Consider the following 21,864-nt stretch of genomic DNA (forward strand, 5'->3'; position numbering starts at 1 on the left):
AAAACTGTATTATATGTAATAGCTAACTGTAAAAACTAAATACCTCATGAGTAATATTCAATATAGAAAGGATATAGATGGTCTTAGAGCATTTGCTGTATTATCAGTAGTTCTATTTCACCTTCAAATAAATTGGATTAAATCAGGGTTTCTTGGTGTAGATATATTTTTCGTAATTTCAGGCTATCTTATTACTTCAATAATTATTAAAAATATACATAGTAATTCATTTTCTATCAAAAGTTTTTATTTAAAAAGGATTAGAAGAATTTTACCAGCACTAATAGTTGTGTTATCCATCTCTACTTTTTTTGCCTGGTTAATATTATTACCTCAAGATTTACTAAATTATTCTGAGTCTTTTATAAGTTCTATTAGCTCTTTAGCAAATATCTATTACTTCATAAAACTTAATTTTGGCTATTTTGGAGCTAGCCCTCAGATTATACCTCTATTACACACATGGTCTCTTGGGATTGAAGAACAGTTTTATCTGATTTATCCATTGTTTTTACTAGCCTTATTTAAGTTAAATTTCACTCAAAAGAAACTATTAATTTTTTCTATTATTTGTTTAATTATTTCTTGTATATTTTTTCTATCTGGTGAACTAAACGTTGATATTATAGACTCTCCCAGATGGTATTATTCTCCAACACATAGAGCTTTTGAATTGCTATTTGGGTGTTGTTTAGCTATTTTTTTATCCACTCAAGGTGAAAGTAAAATAAAGTTAAATAATAAAATAGTACTTGAGGTTTTATCGATAATCTCTGTATTGTTGATGGTTATACCTATCTTCTTTATCGATGTGAGATTTCCTAGTCTATGGACTATTACAACATGTCTCGGAGCTACTATATTTATTTATTGTGGTAATAACCATACTCCAATAGCAAATAAGATATTCTCATTAAAACCTTTTGTAGCTATAGGTCTTATCTCATACTCTTTATATTTGTGGCATTGGCCTATAATAGCCTATATAAATTATCTTAGTATTGAAAAAACTACTCTAGTTTGTGTTGTAATATTTACTATTAGCATATTATTAGCAACATTGACGTATATATTTATTGAAAAACCATTTCGATATAGGATTATTTTTAGTTTTAAAAAAAGTATTTTTATACTATGGATTATACCTTTGGTCATATCGATAAGCTTTTATGCAGCATCTAAGCATCAAGGATTTGGTTTTAATAAGGAAGCAGTAAATTTAAATCTAAATTTTTATAGTAGTCAATCTTTAAATCTAGATCAGTGCAATACTGGTGAAAATTATAATCTAAATAAAATAAATAATAACTGCTTCTTTGGCACAATTAGTAAAGATCATACAGACATTTTAGTTCTAGGGGATTCTCATGCCATGGCATATGAGGGTATGATAAATGTTTGGTTAAAAAATTTAAAACTCAAAGGGTATATTTATACTAAGTCACTGACAGGCGATCCTAAACTCTATAAGTATATGATGTATAGTAATTCATTTGATAAGAATACTGAGTATTACATACATAAGTTAAAACCTAGAGCAATTATTCTAGCTGGATATTGGAATTACGATACATATCTCAAAACTGATGCTTTCAAACAAATTGACAGTTCAGTAGCTAATTTCATAAAGCAAGGCATAGTACCTATTATTATGTACGATGTATATGGAGGTCCAAAGTCAACATGCGGATTTACAAAATTAGATAAAATTCTTGGTAGAGAATGTTATAGCGTTATGGATGATAGAAATAATTTTATTAAAAAGCTAAAACATAAATACGGAGAAAAGCTCATTGTAATAGATCCTAATAAACTTATAGAAAAAAAGGATTCTAGAACCGAGCTTCTTACATCTATCGGTAGTACTCCTTTGTATACCGACAATACTCATCTGAATAACATCGGATCAACTCTATTGGGTAACCTTTATTTGGAGAAGTATGGTAACCCACTATCAATAATTAATACAAAGGCACATTCTTAATGAGCAATATAAAGTATAGAAAAGATATAGATGGATTAAGGGCTTTTGCGGTATTATCCGTAGTTCTATTCCATCTAAATATAAGTTGGATTAAATCTGGTTTTTTGGGAGTAGATATATTTTTTGTAATTTCTGGATATTTAATTACATCTATAATTCTTAGAGATCTACAAAACAATTGTTTTTCTATCAAAAACTTTTACCTAAGAAGAATTAGAAGAATTATACCTGCATTAATAGTTGTCCTAGTTTTTTCTACTTTTTTTGCATGGCTTATATTACTACCACAAGATTTAATAGACTATGCCGAATCACTTGTTAGTGCAATCGCATCCTTTTCTAATATATATTTCTTTGTAAAACTTGATTTTGGTTACTTCGGTCAAAACTCACAAATAATACCATTACTTCACACATGGTCATTAGGTGTAGAAGAACAGTTTTATATGATTTGGCCATTAATCTTAATACTACTATTTAAACTAAGATTTTCAACAAAAGTAAAACTTCTAGCCACTTCAATAATACTGTTAATTATATCTTGCTTAATTTTCCTTTCCGGCGAATTTAATTTATATATTCTAAGCTCTGACAGATGGTATTACTTTCCAACTCATAGAGCCTTTGAACTTTTATTTGGTTGCTGTTTAGCCATATATCTTAATAATTCAGCTACTTTAAATAATAACAAACTGACTCTTAATATCCTCTCTGTAATAGGTGCTCTAATGATGATAGTACCTATATTTTTTATTAATGTGAGTTTCCCAAGTATTTGGACTGTTATTGCATGTATTGGAGCGACTATTTATATATATTCTGGTGCAAATACTAATTTTACACCTATTATAAATAGAATACTTTCTCTAAAACCCTTTGTGGCAATAGGTCTTATCTCATATTCTTTATATTTATGGCATTGGCCTATTATTGCTTATGTTAACTATTTAAGTATCAATAAAACTGTCACTATATGTGTCATAATTTTTACTATTAGTTTAGCCCTTGCTACATTAACGTATTTATTTGTAGAAAAATCCTTTAGGCATAAATATAAGTTTAGTTTTAATAAAAGCTTTATACTACTATGGATAATACCTCTAATTTTGGCTTGCTGCTTTTTCATAGCTTCAACTAATAATAAATTTGGTTTTAATTCCTCAAACCTTATTGATCAAAATAAGCTAACCTATAACTACGGGTTTAATAAAATCGATCAGAGCAATTGTTTCCTTATGATTCAATCTGCTAGCTTTCAATCAAAGCAGCTTCCTAACATTAATGTCTGTTCAATCGGAAGCCCTAAAGCTAAAGATACAAATTTTCTGTTGGTAGGTGACTCTCATGCAAGATCTGAAATACCGATGATAACTACTTGGCTTGATAACATAAACCAAAAAGCTTACGTTGTAACCCAAAAATCTACACCCTTCTTACCAACTTTCAAAAATGTTGTTGAATATGTTTCTGTTACTGATAGAAACAAGGCCATTGCTAATTTGATAAAATCAAAAAAATATAAATATGTTATTCTTGCTGGTGAATGGTCAAATGCCCTCTACTCTAGTTCGGTTAATTCAATACAAGAATCCATCAAGTTAGTAATGGACAATGGTAGTATACCTGTACTTATTTTGGATACTCCAACACTTAATATTGATGTAACTAATCTTTGTCCATTAGAAAAGAATAAACTACCATTTATTTTTGGAGAAAATTCATGTAAGTTGAATATCGAGTTTGTCAAACAACAACAGTTGGTATTTTCTAATCTTGTTGAAAAACTCAAAAAGGAATTTCCAAAATTAGTAATTATTGATCCTAAAAAAGCGATCTGTGATGACAGTTACTGTAATATTGAAATAAATAGTATTCCAATCTATGCCGACTCAAATCATCTTAACTATATAGGCTCAGAACTATTAGGAAAAAAATATTTATCTATGTACGGTAACCCTCTTAAATTCACCACAAAGCATTAATATATCTCTATTATTTAGTATGTTTTTCGCACAAAATTCTACTTAAAATATATATTTATATTATATACTGTAAATACACTAATAATTTATAACAAAGACTATGATCAAAGCTAAACCTTATATAGATACATCTCCTTCTGTTTATGGCAGATTTGCTACATTAGCTGCAGAATATAAAGCTCTTAATTTCACTCAAGGAGCTCCTGCATTTGATACTCCTGAATGGTTGATTGATAGAGCACTGTTTCATATGCAGCACGCAAAAAATCAATACTCCCCAATTCCAGGCACTATTGTATTGCGTGATGCGATCGTCACAAAGACTAAAAAATGCTACAATGCAGAAATAAATATTGAAAATGTAGCTATCACTGCAGGAGCCCAAGAAGGTCTATTTACTCTAATATCTGCTTATATTGGACAAGGTGACGAAGTTATCATGTTTGATCCAGTTTTTGATACTTATGTTGGAGCTACAAAACTTAACCAAGGTAAATGCGTAAGACTAAAACTACTAGCTGATGGTAGAATTGATATCCCAGCTATTGCAAATGCAATCACAGATAGAACAAAACTTATCATCTTAAATTCGCCTCATAACCCTATGGGTACTGTGATATCAGAAGATGAATTTAAAGAAATTGCTAAAATTGTTAAAAATAAAAATCTTCTAGTAATTTCTGATGAGGTATACGAGCACATCTATGCTGGAGAGAGTTTTACAAGCGCTATTGAAATACTTGAGTTAAGAGATAAGCTCATTGTTCTTCAATCTCTAGGAAAAACTTATAATGTTACTGGATGGCGTCAAGGAGTAGTTATAGCTCCAACAGAGGTTATTAGAAATATCTTAGCTGTAAAACAGTTTGCAACTTTTTCAGCGGTACATCCCCTACAACTAGCTTTAGCAGAGGGAATTATTGAACACCCTGAGTATTACATTAATCTCAACAAACTATACAAAAAACAAAATCAACTTTTAAGAGATAACTTAAAAGGCACTAGATTCAAAGTTCTTGAATGGTATGGCTCTCCGTTTCAGATGCTAGACTACAGTGATATTAGCAACGAGTTTGATGAGGATTTCGCCTCTAATTTAATCAAAGAGCATGGCATTGGCTTAGTTCCAATATCATCATTATTTGAAAAACCACAAAATGGGCTACTAAGATTATGTTTTGCTAAAAAAGATGATGAGATAATCAAAGGTGCAAAGATTCTTGCAAAAATTTAGAATAAAATTTATCTATTAACCGTATTTAATATTACCTTCAATAATCTGAACTTCTGCAGATGATCTAATAGAGTTTCCATCTTTTCCATACTTGATAGCTACTTTCGTAAGCTTGTCTGATAATTTAACGATCTCTACACGAATAGTATCTCTAGGATCATTATCATTAACACCTTCTAAGATCGCTTTAACACCAGTATTGTCATTTATTTTCAAATCATACGGACCACCTGTAGTAGTATAAGTTTCACCAGCTTTTATTGATTCTAATGCTGCACTATAAACCTTATCAAAACTATATGGCATATTTACAATGTAATAACCCTCTACATATTTTATACCATTATTATTTTCGATGGTTGAACAACCGATAACAAAAGCAAATATAAATATAGATAATAGAGCATAATTTCTTAGTTTTATAATTTTCATAATTTCCTCATATATGTATCAAAATAAATTAGGATTATTATGTTATTGTGCTATTTATTTGTCAACAAATTATATTTTGTATATAGCATTTTAATTCTTAACGATTATGAAAAATATTGCTAAACTTTCAAAAGAGGCCTAAACACCAAAACAAGGATAGTATATGTCAAAGTTAAAAGTTAGTGTAATTCAATCAGATATTGTTTGGGATGATAAGCAAGCAAACTATAAAGCTATTGAAAATAAAATCACCAATATTGATAAACAGACAGATCTGGTAGTGCTATGTGAAATGTTCAATACTGGTTTTATAATGAATCCTACCAATGAGGCTAGTTCTGAAGAAGATATTATCAACTGGATGCACAATCAAGTAAAAGATAAAAATTATGCTATCGTTGGTAGCGCTGCAACTTTTACAGAAAATAAAATTGCCAATAGGCTTTATTTTGTAACTCCTGACAAGCAAGTTTACACTTACGATAAAAATCATCTATTTATACATGCTGGAGAAGATAAAAAATATACCAATGGAAATAAACGTCAAATCATTAACTATAAAGGATTTAATATACTTTTGACTATATGCTTTGACCTAAGATTCCCTGTATTTAATTGTAATAATAATGAATATGATGTATTACTAAATGTTGCTTGTTGGCCAGAGTCTCGCCGTGAACATTGGAAATCATTACTAAAAGCAAGAGCAATAGAAAATCAAGCTTATGTTATCGCTTGTAATAGAGTTGGTAATGACCCTAACTTTAGCTATTCTGGAGATAGTCTGATCATTGACTATAATGGGGATGTTTTAGCTCATGAGGAATATAAAGAAACTATACTAACAGCAACTTTAGATAAGAACAAACAACAAGAACATCGTAATAAGTTTAATTTTCTTGCATCACAAGATAACTTTACTCTTCACCTCTAATCGACTTAGCTAGATTTTGTAGAACAGCATTAACAAATTTATACCCTTCTTCTGTACCCATACTATAACAAATTTCAACATACTCTTTTATAATAATCTGATATGGGTTCTCTAGACATTCTATAAGCTCTGCTATAGCGACCTGCAATACAGCATAATCCACATAATTTATAGACTCGATACCATTTTTTGAATTATCTTGTATATAGTTATTTATAGTATCTTGGTTTTCTCTAACTGCATCCATTAATCTATAAAAAAGATCCCAGTCAGTATAGTGTCTCTCTGCATTATCTGCATAATATTGAGTTTTTAGTTCAGAAAATGTATGATCTGCAACCTTTTTTTGGTACAAAGCTTGCACAGTATATAAACGAGCATTATTTCTAGCTCTAGCAGTAGTTTTCATAATTATTGTATAGATAATATTTATTAGCGAATTTTATGATTTTGATTATACATTATTAGCAATGATATATATAGATCTCATAAACTATTAATACTTTTAAAATCATAAAGTTTTAGATACCATTATTATGATATCTGTAATAAAATATCCTCGACAAATTACTCCTCATAAACCATAGAGACTATTATGAAATTTAAAACTATATGTCTGATAGGAATAGTATTTATCCTTAACTCTTGTGTAAGTAATACTAACCCACAAGATGTTGGATTTGTAAAAACTCCTTATACTTCTGGTAATGTTTCTTTAACTCTTAAAAAAGGTGTAACAACCAAAGATGAAGTTATAAATGCTTTTGGCTCTCCTAATATAGTTACTCAGAATGCAAGCGGAGAATCTGTCTGGACATATCAGACAAATGCAACTGTAGAGAACAATGCTTCTAGAGATGGTTTCTTAACACTACTGATAACAGGTGAAAATACTCAAGAATCGGGATTCATGCAATCACAAAAAACTATGACTATTATTATCACATTCAAGGGTAATATTGTCTCTAACTATAAATCATTATCAACTAACTTCTAGATGAGGCTTTTATAATATGCGTAAGAAATTTAGTCTTTTAGTTTACTTAGTTATTTTAGCTTTATCTGGATGTATATCATCAGGACCACAACAACCAAATTTAACACCTCTGCAAATTCAACTTATGCAAACAAAAGTTTTTAATGTTGATTTACGAACAGCTTTTGATGCTACAGTTACTGTTATGCAAAATCTAGGTTATATCATTCAAGATGCTAACTTCAATACTGGCATTATTACCGCTAAAAGTACCGAAAATGCTAATGGCTGGGGACAATCTGAATATACTGAAGCTACAGCATTTATACAACCTTATAGGCAATCAACTAAAGACTCTAGTATACGAATTAACTTTGTAGTCTATCAATCAACTCCGGATCCTAATCAAGGAGCTGCTCCAATAAATACATCTTATGCAATCCTTAATCCTCAGGCCTACGAAAATGCTTTTGCAAAAATTCAACAGCAAATTTTTGTACAAACAGGTATTTCTCCAGTGTTAACCCAACCAGTTCAACAAATTTCTTAAATATTCTCTATTAAAACTCAAAACATCATACTGAGTTTATTACTGTAACCATTGATTTTATTAGAATACCAAGAATTAATTTAGGATGAGAGAATGTATTACTTTTCTTTTTAGACTATATTTTTCTTAAATAATTTAGTTTAATACTTCTCAAACTATCATAGATGAATAAATTATGAGTAAATGGTGGCAAGAAATTGATCTAAAAGATATGAGTAAAGAGCAATGGGAATCCATTTGCGATAGATGTGGTCTTTGCTGTTTAAATAAGCTTCAAGATGATGAAACTGATGAAGTATATTATACAAAAGTTAGCTGTAAGCTTTTAGATATTGGAAAATGCCAATGCAGTATGTATGAAAAAAGAAAGCAGATTGTACCTGACTGTATAAATCTAACATATAAACAGCTTAAAAATCATGCCCACAAATGGCTGCCTAATAGTTGTAGTTATAAGCTTTTACTACAAAATAAAGACCTGCCTGACTGGCATCATTTAAACACCGGCTCTACCGATGAAATGCACAAACAAAAAAAATCTGCTAAGCATTTTGCTATTTCTGAATATGAGTTAGATGTTGATGAATATTTAGAAGACTTTATCATAAAAATAGATAACTAATTTTTAGTTTCTGATATATAATTCCTTACTCTTTACTAATTGGGCATTTGTATGTCTGATTTTTTCGAAATTAATCCTTTTTATGAAAAAATAATTAATGATTATCTTAGCAATGGTTTCTGTATTATTGATAATTGGCTAACTAATGATGAAACAACTCAACTACGCAATGAACTTAATCTCCTTTATGATGCTGATTGCTTTAAAAAGTCAGCAATAGGTAATCGCTTAAATGAAAACTTGGAAAGATCGATACGTAATGACTTTATTTTTTGGCTAGATGAAACAAAACATGCCTCAGTCTTTTTTAAAAAGATAAATAGCTTTATTGAATATCTTAATAAAACATGTTTTGCTGGAATCGTAACAAAGGAATTTCACTATGCAGTTTATCCTCAAGGCTCATTCTATAAAAAACATATCGATACCTTTCAGAATGATGATCGCAGAACGATATCTATAGTTTGCTATCTTAATGAGATTTGGAATGAATCTTTTGGCGGAGAGTTAAAACTATATCTTAACAATCAAACATTACAAATATTCCCAACTAATGGGAAAATAGTTCTCTTTGATAGCAAAACTATTGAACACGAAGTATTATCTGTACTCACAGAAAACAAAAGACTCAGTATTACAGGTTGGCTAAAAACTAACTAGTCTTTCTTGATAAGAACAATATCTTAAAATCGCTTTTTGATTTATATTTTTAAATATTAGCCTAGTCAGATATAATGTAATAAATTTAAGAGCATTTAATATAATAATGAATAAGTCACTGAAACAACAAATATTTATAAGTTTTATTATTTTTCTGTACTTTTTATTTATAAATTGTTGTCAACCATTAGCGATGGATGACTTTTGGAGAGCTTTAAATGATACTTTAGTAAATGGTTCATTCTTCCATTTTTTAGCCCAAGATTATACAGGTTGGACAGGTAGAATGTCAGCACAAGCTTTAGTATATACTCTATTTTCAAAAAAATACTTAACTCTATCTTTGCTAACCATAAATATTATAAACTCAATATCTATGAGCTTATTTGTAATATTTATCTTCAAAATTGTGACTAGAAACAAGTATAGCTTAGCATCAAAAGATTTTATTATATATTCATTCTTTTTTGCTTTAATGTTCACTTGGACAGGATTTATAGGTCAAGTAATATGGAAAACTGCTGCTATACAATATCTTTGGGGATATGTCATTCTCACAATTCTCTACTATTATCTAATAATTCAGAATAAAAAATTCTGTTTAATGAGTTTAATTGTTGGTCTTTTCATAGGCTTATACAATGAACAGTTTGTCGGAGTATTGTTAGTATTTTGTTTAGCCTATTTTATTGAGAGAAAAATAAATAACAAAATAATAAATAAAGGAATTCTATTTTTCTTGACTGGTCTTTTGATTGGAGGAGTTATTTTAATAGCCGCTCCAGGAAACTACGTCAGAATGGATCAAATGTCAAGTGATCAAAATATTTCTATTTTTAGTCAACTTCTTTATTTTATTCATATATTTAGATACAACTTATGGCCTCATACAATGATTATTGTATGGTTGTTTATCTTATATTTTATTTTTGTCATTACTAATCAAAAAAACTCAAAAGTTAGCATCATCATATACTCTCTAACATTAATCATATCAATCTTTATAATGGCTCCTCTTGCCACTAGTTACGGCATACAGATTAGATTAATGCTAATATACTATATAATATTTTTTATAGCAGTGATGCAGCAATTTTATGACAATCAGAGCACAACTATAACTCTTATTTATAAATTTTTCAAAAAATCCTATATAGTCTTTCTAATAGGTTTAATAACTATAGTGGGAGTTATGGGAAATGCTTATTACTCACTTTATAAGTTCAATCAACATAGACAAGAGATTATTGCTGAGTCACATAGCAAAAAAATAGAGAATATTACTATACCAACATTCGAACTTCATGGAGAAACGGAACCTTATGGTATAACTTTTGAAGCGATAACATGTGATAGTAGTAATGATAATAACAAAGCTTTCGCAGCATTCTATGGCTTTAAGACAGTCAAAGCTGAAGATTGTTAATTAATAAAATAAATCACTGCTCCAAGCACAACCAACATAATAGCGAATAATGTTTGTAAGATTTTATCATTAAGTCTTTTTTTAAGTTTAGTAGCTATTAACATCGCAATTACACTACCAATTATAAACATACCAGCCACATACCAACTCATATGCTCTTCTTCGTAATGCGATATAAACCCAGATATTGATACAACAAATATTACTAATAAAGAAGTATTTATGGCTCTTTTAATCGGCATAGCTGTTATAAACACCAACGCAGGCACTATCAAAAATCCACCACCAACTCCAAAGAATCCAGTCAGAGTACCAACGATTGCACCGCTTACTAATAATGCGATAATACATTTCGGAGCGATACTCTCACATATTGATTTCTCAGCACCTGACATAACTTTTGCTTTTATCAAACTCCAAATACCTATTGTAATCATAAGTATAGAGAAGCTAACCATTAACACTTTGTCTGATAAGCCTTGAGATATGTAGCTACCAATTGGAGCAAAAATAACTCCTGTAGTAATCATTATAGCAGCTGCTAAATAATTAATATCATGTTGCTTATAGTTAACTACAAGACCAAAAATAGCTGTAAAGCCTACTACAAGTAGAGAAATAGGAACCGCGGTATGGAAATCCAAACCTACACCATAAGTGAGTAATGGAACAGCTAATATAGATCCACCACCACCAGTTAAGCCCAAAGCGATTCCACAAATAAATCCAAATATAATTAAAAACATATTACTCTTCTTCTATACCACATTTTAGGTTAGCTGGAACTGCGATATCTATATAGTTTGGTGGAGGTAATTTTAAATCATCCATGATCTTCGCGTACTCTTCTGGCGAGTTCACTTGTAGTCTTGGATTATTTCTCTTTTCCTCGGCAACACTACTACTAGTAACACCATTATAATCATGACCTGGATAAATAATTGTACTACCTGGTAAAGTCATAAGTTTAGTCATAATACTCTCATATGCAGCATAAGAATCACCATTTTGAAAATCAGTTCTACCCGAACCTCTAATCAGCAAAGTATCTCCAGTGAAAAGCATATTCTCTGTTATAAAACAGTAAGAGTCATCTGTATGGCCTGGTGTATATATTGCCTTAATCTGATAATTACCAAATGTTAGTATATCTCCATCAAATACTTTTTTAGTAGCACATTGAGCTGCACTCTCACCACCAAGTACTATATCACAACCTGTTTCTTTTCTTAAAATACCTGCTGCTGTTACATGATCTGCATGAACATGCGTATCTACAGCATAAATCAATTTAAGATCAAGTTCTCTCAATAGTTTTAAATACTGTTGAACATTAAATCTTACAGGATCTATTATTATAGTTTCCCTAGTTTGCTCACAACCTAAAATATAAGTATAGGTATAAGTATCTCTATCAATTAGTTGTCTAAAAATCATAGTTCCTCCTAGATATATTTATCTGTTCTAGTTAGTTTAAGTTATTGAAATACGACACTCGCCTGTAATACGCTCAATAGTGCCATAATAATTAGAAATCATAGCATAACCACCTGCAATATTATAAACATCATAGCCATGATGTTGTAACATTAGAGTTACATTATATGATCTTTGACCTGACTGACAATGTACATATACCGGCTTAGTTTTATCAAGCTCTGACAATCTATTTCTAATCTCTGACATTGGTATATTTTTAGCACCTGCTAGCATACCCTTAGATGTTTCACCAAATTCTCTAACATCAATAATTTGAGCATTCTCAGCTAAAAGCTTTTCAACATCAGTAAATAGAACCTGTTTAAAATCTCCATTTAAAAGATTATTAGCAACATAACCAGTATGGTTAACTACATCTTTACCTGTTGAGTATGGAGGAGCATAACATAACTCAAGATCTTGAAGATCTTCTACTGTCATACCCGCTTTGATAGCTGTTGCAAACACATCCGCCCTCTTATCAACTATACCTTTACCAATTGTCTGAGCACCTAGAAGTTTACCTGTGTTACTCTCAAATAATATTTTTGTAAATACATTTTGAGCATTAGGCATGATACTTACTCTATCAAATGGTGCTGTATATGCTACCTGATAATCGATATCTAAATTATGAAACTTAATCCAAGCTTCGTTTAAGCCTGTTGCTGCGCCAGTATAGTTAAATATCTGAATGATTGATGAAGCAATATAACCTTTGTTTACAATTTTTCTACCATTTATATGATCTGCAATTAAGCGACCTTGCTTATTAGCTGGTCCTGCTAACGGCAAATTAAAATCTTGACCAGTAAGAGCATTTTTAACCAATATAGCATCACCTGCTGCATAAATATCTTTATCTGATGTTTGATAATTCTCATTAACCAGTATATGACCACTTTTAGCTAGATCAATGCCTACATTTTTTAGAAATGCAGTATCTGGTGCCACACCAATAGCTAAAACCACTAAATCTGACTTAACTTCTTTACCTGATTCAAGCAAAACCTTATCAAATTCAAAACCAACTACTTTCTCAGATAGCATCAAGTTTATATCATGATCTAATAACTCTTTTTCTAGATACTTAACCATTTCATAATCAAATGGACGCATAATTTGGTTAGCCATCTCAACTATAGTTACATTAAAGCCTCTTTCTTTAAGATTTTCTGCAACCTCAATACCAATGAAGCCTGCTCCTATAACTGTCACGTCTTTAACAGATTTTTCACTATCAAAAACAGCTTTATGGATTTTTTTGACATCGACAACATTTCTTAATATGAAGTGATTGATTGTCTCAAGACCTTTAAAAGGAGGAACTATCGGCTTAGCACCTACAGCTAACACTAGCTTATCATAGCTTTCAGTATACTCTTCTCCAGTTATGTGGTTTATAACAGTTACAGTTTTATTTGATTTATCAACACTAACGACTTCCGAATTTGTACGAGCCTCAATATTATATCTTGTATCAAACTTTTCAGGCGTCATTAAGATTAATTTTTCAGCTGGTTCGATATACCCACCTAAATGATAAGGTAAACCACAGTTAGAAAATGATACGTGCGGTCCTTTTTCAAACATTACTATCTCTGCTTTATCATCAAGCCTTCTTAGTCTTGCAGCTGCTGATGCACCTGCAGCAACACCACCAACTATGAGATATTTTTTAGCCATTATAAGCTCCTTTAGAAATATTATATAAAGTGTTATTTTCTTTTATTATATGGTAAAAATTCTAACATTATTGCTAAACCACATGTGCCTGTTAAGCCAGCGAATAAAAGTCCTGCACCAAAGAACCCACTCAAAATCGCAAAATATTGCGATACTGTAAACGAAAGCACTACACCCAACAATACCATAAAACCAACTATTATCTGTACTTGACGCATTATTGGCAGAGGTTCTTTAACATTTTTTTTTGTAGGTTGCTTGTGCTGTTTCCAAGCATTCAAACCACCTTCTAACAAATATACTGCTTTCGCGTTTAGATCTTTTACTTTAGTAGCTGCTTGATTTGTTCTGTTACCAGACTGACAGTGAAGAACCACAATTTCATCAGGCTGAATATCTGCATCATATATTTCATCAACAGAAATATTCTCAGCACAATCAATACACTCTCTATTATGCTCACCAGTTGTTCTGATATCTATTAATTTTACTTTTTCTTTCTTTTGTAATTCTAAAAAATCTTTAACTGAAATATTTTTTACTTTACTCATGCTTGCTCTCCCTTATGTTAAGCTTTCCTAATTTAGTTAATCCTAATATATTGTTTAAATTTTTTACTTTTTTTCTTCGCCGCAGTATATGCCATATAATGCTTCTAATATTTTGATTACTGAAGAATCTTTAATACTATAATAAACATTTTGCGATTCCTTTCTACACTTAACTAATCCTTTATTTCTAAGAACAGATAAGTGCTGAGAAAAAGCTGACTGACTTAGATCAGAATACTCTGCAAGTTCTCCAACAGTCATTTCTTTCCTTAATAACAAACAAAGTATCAACAACCTAGATTCATGAGATATCGCTTTTAACAAAGATGATGCTTTATTAGCGTTATCTTTCATTTGTATTAAATCCATAATTATTATTAACATTTGTAGTTTCTAATTCACAATATTAGCAAAATCTAATTTAGAAATCAATAATATAATTGGATATATAGAAAATAGTTAATTTGATTTTAACAAAAATTCTAAATAATTATTTTGCTAACCTATATTAGTAAACTTTATTACCATAAATATATGTAGCATCAATTAAACGATCATCTCCTAAAGAAATAATTGAAAATAGATAATCTTGAAGATTTTGTACTGTTTCAAGTCTATATTTAAGTAGAGAATTATTATCAGTACTTATCACGATAAAATCAGCTTCTTTACCTTTTTCTAGGCTGCCAATTTTATCGTCTAAGCCTAGAGCTTTTGCACTGCCTAGAGTAGAAGAGAACAAGCGTACCAGAGTTTCAAGTTTGTAGGAATTTAGTAATGCAGCCTTATAAGCATCATCCATTACACGAAGCATACTTAGAGTATTACCTGCTGCCCAGTCAGTAGCTAAAGTTAGCTTGATATCTTTTTCAATAGCCGTTTTATAGTCAAAATGACCACTGCCAAGGAAGTTATTACTAGTTGGACAACTTGCTATAACACCACCTTGATCTTTCATTCTATTCCATTCACTATCTGATAAGTGAATACAATGTCCTAAGATAGTTTTATCCGTAATTAATGAGTAACTTTCATAAACATTTAGATAATCAGTAGCATTTGGATACATTGCTAAAGTATCTTTGATTTCATTTAAATTTTCGCTTAAATGTGTTTGTACATAAACATCTTCATGCGATTGCATGAACTCTTTGCATAAGTTAAGAGTTTCATCATCACAACTAAGAGCAAATCTTGGGGTAAGAGCATAACTAGCACGTCCTCTATTATGCCACTTATTACAAAGCTTCTCGGAGATTTTCATATTGGTTTGAGCATCGGTAATTATTTCTTTATTACCTTGAGTCATAATAGTATTTCCAAGCACTACTCTCATATTATATTTTTGAGCTATTTCAAAAACTATGTCCGTACCGTCATAAGCACTTGGAGCGTATCCACATATAGTTGTAGTTCCATTCTTGAATAATTCTTTAAATAAAAGATCAAACTCTTTATATGCTAAAGAACTACTATTAAAACTAGCTTCACTTGGGAAAATATAATTATCTAACCACTCTAAAAGCTTTTCACCATAAGCGCCTACAGCTTTTGTTTGAGTTGTATGCATATGTGTATCGATAAATCCTGACATAATCAACTTACCAGAATAATCTACCAGCCTATCATTTTCACCCACGTTGATCTTATAAAAATCGTTAACCTCGGTTATCAAACCATTTTCGACAACTACAGCTCCATCTCTCAGAAAGGTATAGTCTTTTGAGTAAGAAAATAAATTGTCAACCTTATAACCTAATAATGACTGAAGCGTTGCATTTTTATTAAATGTAAAGATACTTGCACGATATATTGTTTTCACAATTATTATCCTCTTATTGATTTAGTATTATCTACCTAAAATAGAGAAGACTTGAAGTTAGATCATGAAAAATATAATATCGTTTTACTAAAAAACTTTCCTAAACTCTTCGGCATAATAGACCTTCTGATCTTTTAACTGATCCAGTTTATTCGACAAATCTAGCACCATAAAAACATCTTCTGGCACATCATACTCACATTTTATTTTGTATTCTATGGTCGCTTTAAAGCCAAACTTCGGATAATAACTAGGATGCCCTAAAACAAATATTGCATCAATCTTATTTTTCTTAGCTTCTTTTATCATCATTTCAATAAGCTTAGTGCCTATTCCTTTATGTTGATATTTGGGTGCTACAGACATCGGAGCTAATCCATATATTTTAAGCTCATTAGTTTCTTCAGCTGTCATTTTTGAGAGAATTACTTGACCTATTATGTTGCCTTTATCTGTCTCGGCAACCAAAGATATTAAACTTTGATGATCTGTATGTAATAGTCTAACCAATTTCTCCTCGTCACTGGTATCAAATGCTTCAGATATTAGCTCATATATCTGTTCTTGATCCTTTAAATTTTCATATCTAATTTTTACGTGCATACTACTAATCCTTGATAACAAGATCACGTGTTGAACGAATTTCTAAATTTATAAACTTGCCAACTTTCTTAAATTTACCAAATACGGCAAATTTAGCTCTTTTACCTTTTTCAAAATCAAGATACTTAATCTGACTAGGTACCACAAATATCGAAAATCTAGAATCCTGATCTGCCTTAAAAAACAGTTTTTTACTCTCTCCAATATCAGAAAGTGTAATTCCTGCAATACCATAAATTAGACAATATTTATTATTAAGCGCATGAGTATCAATGAAGTTTAAATCAAGAATATTAATAGTTAAAATATCTTGTCTTGAATACTCTCTAATACGATTTTCCGTAAGTTGCTGCTTCTTTTGTGGCATCAGATTAAGCTCTTCTTCTTTGGAAAGCTCACCATTATTCTCTAGCTTAGTAACAAGATTTATACATTTTTCTAAATTCTTGTTTACTAGAAAATTCAACTTACTCATATCTTTTTTTGAATCACTTAAAACTAATTCTTTGATTTTTTCATCCTGAATTGGTTTGGCAACCCTTGGACAAAGCTCATCATGATGTTGATCTATCATAAAAGCAAAATATGCTTCTTGATCAGCTTTACGTACTATTTTTAGTTTAGCTTTGCCGCAATCTGGACAAAAAATATTATCAAAATGGAATTTACTATTATATTCACTGGCTTTTATGAACCCTCTTTTATATCTAGCTGTTTTCACTTTTTATCCCTAAATCTTTTCAAAAAGAATATCTGATATTGGATGATCGAGATTCTGACCTCGTTTCTCAAATTTTGTCAAAGGTCGCCATTCTGGTCGCGGTGCGAATCCATCATATAGATTTTTGTATTTATTATCATTTTCAAGAAGTTCTAATACTTCCTCTGCATATGGCAACCAATCACTAGCATAATGAAATACCCCACCTACTTTGAGTTTTTTAGCAAATAAGTCAACATTTGATTGATTCACTAATCTACGTTTATTATGCTTTTTCTTATGCCATGGATCTGGAAAATATATCTGCATTCCTGACAAAGAATTATCAGATATCATATTTTCTAATATTTCTACGGCATCATGACTCATCACTAAAAGATTAGAAATATTTTGATGCTCAATTTCATATAGAATATTACCAACTCCAGCTTTATGAACCTCAATCCCTAAATAATTTTTAGTAGGATTTTCTAAAGCCATTTGTACCAATGACCCACCCATTCCAAAACCTATTTCTAATATTACATCATTAGAATTTTTAAAAATTTCAGAAAAATCTAAACTTTTATTTTGATCATATTCAATCATATATTTAGATGCATAATCATCGAGAGCTTGCTGCTGTTTTTTTGTCACTCTGCCAGCTCTTTGGACATAACTTTTTATCTGGCGTAAATTTTCTTTAGAATTATCACTCATTTTTCTAGATTTATTGCAATTTTATTACTACTATTCTATCGCAAGTCAAACAAAAATAAGAGTATAACAGTGCTAATCTTTTTAACTATTCTAGCTTTACAAATCAGTTGCCTCGTATTACCAGGTCCTGACTTCTTTGTAACTATAAGTAATTCTATTAAATTTGGACATAGATCAGGTATTTATACTGCATTTGGTGTTGCAAGCGGGATTCTTTTAAACACATTTATAGTCTACTGGTTTGGTTCTTTTTTACTTCATCAACAACCATTACTATTCAAAGCACTAATACTTCTAGGTGTCATTTATCTTGCCTACATTGCATATAACTTATATAAAAATATTTTTACAAAAAAGCAACTTAACCCTAATGCTAACGAGCATATAAAAAATCTCGATAGCTTTGATAAGCCTGCTAATATTAAGCTATTTTTAAATGGTGCTTTCACAAACCTAGCCAATGCTAAGGTACTAGTTTTTTTCAGCTCAATGCTTAGCCTAGTTGCCCAACTACCAAGTTTTGGTAAAATTGCTATTTGGTTTGCTATAGCACTTAGCACATTTATTTGGTTTGCCATTGTTGCTATCTTTTTTGGTAATAATAAGCTTAGACAAGTATTTTTTAGAAATATCAAAAAAATTGAGTTAGTATCTGCAATCTTTATAACCATTTTTGTAGTAATTATATTAATTGAACTTTTTTAGAATAGAACTTTACTCCAACCCAACTTTTCTCTCAAGGTATCATAATAATTATAATCTTTAGTATGCAAAACAGTGACTTTTTTCTGTGCTTTTTGGATAGTGACTTTCTGATGAGACCTTAGCATAGTATCATGTCTACCATCAATACTCAAAACAGGTTCCGGATCATTGTAATCTGTTATATAAATATCTATAACACTTGTATCTGAGATAACTAGAGGCCTACTATTTAATGAGTGTGAGCATACTGGTACGATAACTATGCTACTTTGATTAGGATTCAAAATAGGTCCTCCAGCTGACATTGCATGTGCTGTTGAACCTGTTGGTGTGGCAACAATTAATCCATCACCTCTTTGATCAAAAGCATATCGACCATCAATATACACCTTCAAACCAAACATCAATCCTCTACTAGAAGTTATAGCAATTTCATTTAATGCAATAGAAGCCTCAAGAGGCGCACGTAAATTATCATCAACACGACATTTCAACATACTCATTTTGGTAACTGAGCTGTCTCCTTTTAATATAGCATCAAGATCCCTTCTTAAGGCATTATTATCTGCAGCAAGAGTTGTCAAGAAACCAAGCTTACCTTTATTTACACCAATAACAGGGATATTACTATACAATGCTAAAACCCTAGAAGCCTTAAGAAAATTACCATCTCCCCCAACAACGACAGCCACATCACATATCAAAGCTATTTCCTTTAAACTTGCTGTTGCAATATTTTCTAAAGTGGTATCAGATGCAGTTTCATCCTCTACCACCACATCTAGATTTTGCTGTTGCAAATAAGCATACAAAACTTCAACTGTTTGACTTACTTCTTTTTTATAATGCTTACCGATAATTGCAACTCTGCTATATTTGTAGGTCATATTCATAGATTTGTACTAATACTGATGTTAATTATACCAAAATACCTACTAGCTTCGAAAATCTTTGACTTAATATTCATGATAATAGATTAACATATAGATAGCCATCAAATATAAGTTGCTCAAATCTGTTAATATATTTAAAATAAAGCATAAGATTAGTAAATTTAGATTGAGTATATGGACAACAAGAATAAACTAACGAGTATAATTATACCTGTAAAAGATGAATCTGAAGGTATTGATCATCTTTTTAATAGATTGATGCCAATTCTAGAGCAACTACCGACCAAGTATGAACTAGTATTCATAAACGATGGTAGTAACGATAATACTTTAGATCTTCTTCTAGAAAAGCAAAAAAGTATTCCAGAAATCGCAGTTGTTGATTTATCACGTAACTTCGGCAAAGAAGCAGCATTATTTGCTGGTTTTGCTAACTGCAAAGGCGATGCAGCCATTTCTATTGATGCTGACTTACAAGATCCACCTGAGCTTATCCTAGAGATGGTTGAGCATTGGCTAAATGGCTATGAGGTTGTAACTGCAGTTAGAGAAAATCGTGATACAGATACTTCAACGAAGAAGCATACAGCAGGACTTTTCTATACTGTAATGAACAAGATCAGTGAAACTAAACTTACTCCTAACGCCGGAGACTATAGACTGTTAAATAGAGCTGCTATTAACGCTTTTCTTGAGCTTAAAGAAAAAGTACGTTTCAATAAAGGTCTTCTTACATGGATAGGCTTCAAAGAGAAAATCGTTTACCATGCAAGGGAAGAAAGAGTAGCTGGACAGACTAAATGGAACTATTGGAAGCTGTTTAAGTTTTCTATAGATGGTATTACAAGTTTTAGCCGTGCACCATTAGAAATATGGTCTTATATTGGTGTTTTTGTTGCCTTTATGAGTTTCTTATATGGTTCATTCTTTATACTAAAATCTCTTGTTTTTGGTATAGATGTTCCTGGTTACCCTTCTCTAATAACTTTTATACTATTCTTTAGTGGATTACAGATGATTGGTATAGGAATGTTAGGAAGCTATATCGGTAGAATATTTATCGAAACAAAACATCGACCTTTATATATAGTGCGTGAAGTGCACAGATCTGAAAAATAATTTCTTTTAAGCTTTTAATCTAATACCCTTATCCAACAAATACCAACAAGCATAATACAGTATAAATGTAAAAGCTACTATCGCTCCAAACGCGTAATATGGATTAACTGTAGAGACTCCCAAAAATCCAAATCTCACGAAATCAACTATATAAAATAATGGATTACATGATGAAATGAAATGCCAAAATCCAGTAAGATTGTTTATATTGTAAAATACTCCACCTAGGTATATTAGTGGCGTTAGAATAAATGTAGGGAATATCGTAGTATCATCAAACTTTTGTGAAAATATCGCATTTATTAATCCACCAAGTGAGAATAATGCTCCACAAAATATAAATCCAGCCAACACTAAAGGTACATCATGAATAACACTAAAGCCACCTAATAGAAATGCTGCAATACTAACAAATATACCAACCAAAAAGCCTCTAAAGATTCCACCAGAGATATATCCAAGCACAATCACATGATTACTAACAGGTGATACTAATAGCTCTTCGATAGCTTTACTAAATCGGATACCAAAGAAAGAGCTAACTACATTACCATATGAGTTTTGAATCACTGCCATTATTATCAAACCTGGTGTAATGTACTGCATATAAGTAATACCATCATCCATCATACCTATACGTGAGCCTACAACCTTACCAAATATCAAAAAATATAAAATTATTGTAATTACAGATGGTAATAATGTCTGTGGCCAAATTCTAAAAACTCTTTTACATTCACGGTTAAAAATCGTGATATATGTTATCCAAAAATCTCTTAAACTCAT

24 protein-coding genes are annotated in these 21,864 nt (G+C 30.8%); 11 read left to right on the plus strand and 13 right to left on the minus strand.

Annotated elements, in window-relative coordinates; all coding sequences use genetic code 11:
• Positions 1 to 46: 46 nt before the first annotated feature.
• The 3 genes from IMS64_RS06680 (at position 47) to IMS64_RS06690 (ending at position 5,200) form a co-directional block, all read left to right on the plus strand.
• Complete coding sequence (locus IMS64_RS06680) at positions 47 to 1,984, plus strand: acyltransferase family protein (RefSeq protein WP_211490214.1); 1,938 nt, start codon at positions 47 to 49, stop codon at positions 1,982 to 1,984.
• Entirely contained in the window at positions 1,984 to 3,966 is a 1,983-nt protein-coding gene (locus IMS64_RS06685; RefSeq protein WP_211490215.1) for an acyltransferase family protein, read from the plus strand. The genes IMS64_RS06680 and IMS64_RS06685 overlap by 1 nt, the downstream gene beginning before the upstream one ends.
• Before the next feature lie 100 nt (positions 3,967 to 4,066).
• Positions 4,067 to 5,200, plus strand: coding sequence for an aminotransferase class I/II-fold pyridoxal phosphate-dependent enzyme (locus IMS64_RS06690; RefSeq protein ID WP_211490216.1), 1,134 nt, complete (start codon positions 4,067 to 4,069; stop codon positions 5,198 to 5,200).
• 15 nt (positions 5,201 to 5,215) lie between these two features.
• Here IMS64_RS06690 and IMS64_RS06695 read toward each other — a convergent pair whose 3' ends face one another.
• Positions 5,216 to 5,632: a DUF3568 family protein gene (locus tag IMS64_RS06695; protein ID WP_211490217.1), complete on the minus strand. Its 417-nt coding sequence runs from the start codon at positions 5,630 to 5,632 to the stop codon at positions 5,216 to 5,218.
• A 163-nt stretch (positions 5,633 to 5,795) separates the two neighbouring features.
• On the opposite strand from IMS64_RS06695, the gene IMS64_RS06700 reads away from it, so the two are divergent.
• Entirely contained in the window at positions 5,796 to 6,566 is a 771-nt protein-coding gene (locus IMS64_RS06700; RefSeq protein WP_211490218.1) for an amidohydrolase, read from the plus strand.
• Here the strand turns inward: IMS64_RS06700 and nusB are convergent.
• Positions 6,550 to 6,975 carry a transcription antitermination factor NusB gene (gene nusB, locus IMS64_RS06705; protein ID WP_004287326.1) on the minus strand — a complete coding sequence of 142 codons (426 nt, stop codon included), beginning with the start codon at positions 6,973 to 6,975 and terminating at the stop codon, positions 6,550 to 6,552. The genes IMS64_RS06700 and nusB overlap by 17 nt on opposite strands.
• A gap of 186 nt (positions 6,976 to 7,161) precedes the next feature.
• Here nusB and IMS64_RS06710 point away from each other — a divergent pair, with 186 nt between their 5' ends.
• The 5 genes from IMS64_RS06710 (at position 7,162) to IMS64_RS06730 (ending at position 10,800) form a co-directional block, all read left to right on the plus strand.
• Entirely contained in the window at positions 7,162 to 7,563 is a 402-nt protein-coding gene (locus IMS64_RS06710; protein WP_012280667.1) for a hypothetical protein, read from the plus strand.
• Positions 7,564 to 7,579: 16 nt separating this feature from the next.
• Complete coding sequence (locus IMS64_RS06715) at positions 7,580 to 8,092, plus strand: hypothetical protein (RefSeq protein ID WP_012280666.1); 513 nt, start codon at positions 7,580 to 7,582, stop codon at positions 8,090 to 8,092.
• A gap of 175 nt (positions 8,093 to 8,267) precedes the next feature.
• The gene (locus IMS64_RS06720) at positions 8,268 to 8,714 is read left to right on the plus strand and encodes a YcgN family cysteine cluster protein (protein WP_004287323.1); all 447 of its coding nucleotides are present in this window, start codon (positions 8,268 to 8,270) and stop codon (positions 8,712 to 8,714) included.
• A gap of 51 nt (positions 8,715 to 8,765) precedes the next feature.
• Entirely contained in the window at positions 8,766 to 9,374 is a 609-nt protein-coding gene (locus tag IMS64_RS06725; protein WP_035736567.1) for a 2OG-Fe(II) oxygenase, read from the plus strand.
• A 106-nt stretch (positions 9,375 to 9,480) separates the two neighbouring features.
• Positions 9,481 to 10,800 (plus strand): DUF6056 family protein, encoded by a 1,320-nt coding sequence (locus tag IMS64_RS06730; protein WP_211490219.1) that lies wholly within the window; start codon positions 9,481 to 9,483, stop codon positions 10,798 to 10,800.
• On the opposite strand, the gene IMS64_RS06735 is transcribed toward IMS64_RS06730, so the two are convergent.
• The 9 genes from IMS64_RS06735 to trmB form a co-directional block, all read right to left on the minus strand.
• Entirely contained in the window at positions 10,797 to 11,546 is a 750-nt protein-coding gene (locus tag IMS64_RS06735; RefSeq protein WP_211490220.1) for a sulfite exporter TauE/SafE family protein, read from the minus strand. The genes IMS64_RS06730 and IMS64_RS06735 overlap by 4 nt on opposite strands.
• 1 nt (position 11,547) lies before the next feature.
• Positions 11,548 to 12,237 carry an MBL fold metallo-hydrolase gene (locus tag IMS64_RS06740; protein ID WP_012280662.1) on the minus strand — a complete coding sequence of 230 codons (690 nt, stop codon included), beginning with the start codon at positions 12,235 to 12,237 and terminating at the stop codon, positions 11,548 to 11,550.
• Positions 12,238 to 12,273: 36 nt separating this feature from the next.
• Positions 12,274 to 13,965, minus strand: coding sequence for an FAD-dependent oxidoreductase (locus IMS64_RS06745; RefSeq protein WP_211490221.1), 1,692 nt, complete (start codon positions 13,963 to 13,965; stop codon positions 12,274 to 12,276).
• Positions 13,966 to 13,997: 32 nt separating this feature from the next.
• Positions 13,998 to 14,516 (minus strand): rhodanese-like domain-containing protein, encoded by a 519-nt coding sequence (locus IMS64_RS06750; protein ID WP_012280660.1) that lies wholly within the window; start codon positions 14,514 to 14,516, stop codon positions 13,998 to 14,000.
• A gap of 63 nt (positions 14,517 to 14,579) precedes the next feature.
• Positions 14,580 to 14,885, minus strand: a complete 306-nt coding sequence (locus IMS64_RS06755) for an ArsR/SmtB family transcription factor (protein WP_211490222.1) — start codon at positions 14,883 to 14,885, stop codon at positions 14,580 to 14,582.
• Positions 14,886 to 15,024: 139 nt separating this feature from the next.
• Entirely contained in the window at positions 15,025 to 16,338 is a 1,314-nt protein-coding gene (guaD, locus tag IMS64_RS06760) for a guanine deaminase (protein WP_211490223.1), read from the minus strand.
• A gap of 87 nt (positions 16,339 to 16,425) precedes the next feature.
• The gene (locus tag IMS64_RS06765; RefSeq protein ID WP_088821505.1) at positions 16,426 to 16,941 is read right to left on the minus strand and encodes a GNAT family N-acetyltransferase; all 516 of its coding nucleotides are present in this window, start codon (positions 16,939 to 16,941) and stop codon (positions 16,426 to 16,428) included.
• A gap of 4 nt (positions 16,942 to 16,945) precedes the next feature.
• Positions 16,946 to 17,662 carry a hypothetical protein gene (locus tag IMS64_RS06770; RefSeq protein ID WP_211490224.1) on the minus strand — a complete coding sequence of 239 codons (717 nt, stop codon included), beginning with the start codon at positions 17,660 to 17,662 and terminating at the stop codon, positions 16,946 to 16,948.
• 9 nt (positions 17,663 to 17,671) lie between these two features.
• Positions 17,672 to 18,361: a tRNA (guanosine(46)-N7)-methyltransferase TrmB gene (gene trmB, locus IMS64_RS06775; protein WP_088821507.1), complete on the minus strand. Its 690-nt coding sequence runs from the start codon at positions 18,359 to 18,361 to the stop codon at positions 17,672 to 17,674.
• Between the two features lie 69 nt (positions 18,362 to 18,430).
• Between trmB and IMS64_RS06780 the strand changes: the two genes are divergently transcribed.
• Positions 18,431 to 19,066: a LysE family translocator gene (locus IMS64_RS06780; protein WP_211490225.1), complete on the plus strand. Its 636-nt coding sequence runs from the start codon at positions 18,431 to 18,433 to the stop codon at positions 19,064 to 19,066.
• On the opposite strand, the gene IMS64_RS06785 is transcribed toward IMS64_RS06780, so the two are convergent.
• Positions 19,063 to 19,953: an NAD(+)/NADH kinase gene (locus IMS64_RS06785; RefSeq protein WP_041268183.1), complete on the minus strand. Its 891-nt coding sequence runs from the start codon at positions 19,951 to 19,953 to the stop codon at positions 19,063 to 19,065. The two genes, IMS64_RS06780 and IMS64_RS06785, sit on opposite strands and share 4 nt — an antisense overlap.
• Before the next feature lie 180 nt (positions 19,954 to 20,133).
• On the opposite strand from IMS64_RS06785, the gene IMS64_RS06790 reads away from it, so the two are divergent.
• Complete coding sequence (locus IMS64_RS06790; protein ID WP_012280651.1) at positions 20,134 to 21,078, plus strand: glycosyltransferase family 2 protein; 945 nt, start codon at positions 20,134 to 20,136, stop codon at positions 21,076 to 21,078.
• Between the two features lie 6 nt (positions 21,079 to 21,084).
• Here the strand turns inward: IMS64_RS06790 and IMS64_RS06795 are convergent, their stop codons facing one another.
• A complete protein-coding gene (locus IMS64_RS06795) occupies positions 21,085 to 21,864 on the minus strand; it encodes an ABC transporter permease (RefSeq protein ID WP_211490226.1) in 780 nt (259 codons plus the stop codon).

Origin of the sequence: Francisella philomiragia, assembly GCF_018135955.1 — a bacterium.
Classification (GTDB): Bacteria; Pseudomonadota; Gammaproteobacteria; order Francisellales; family Francisellaceae; genus Francisella; species Francisella philomiragia.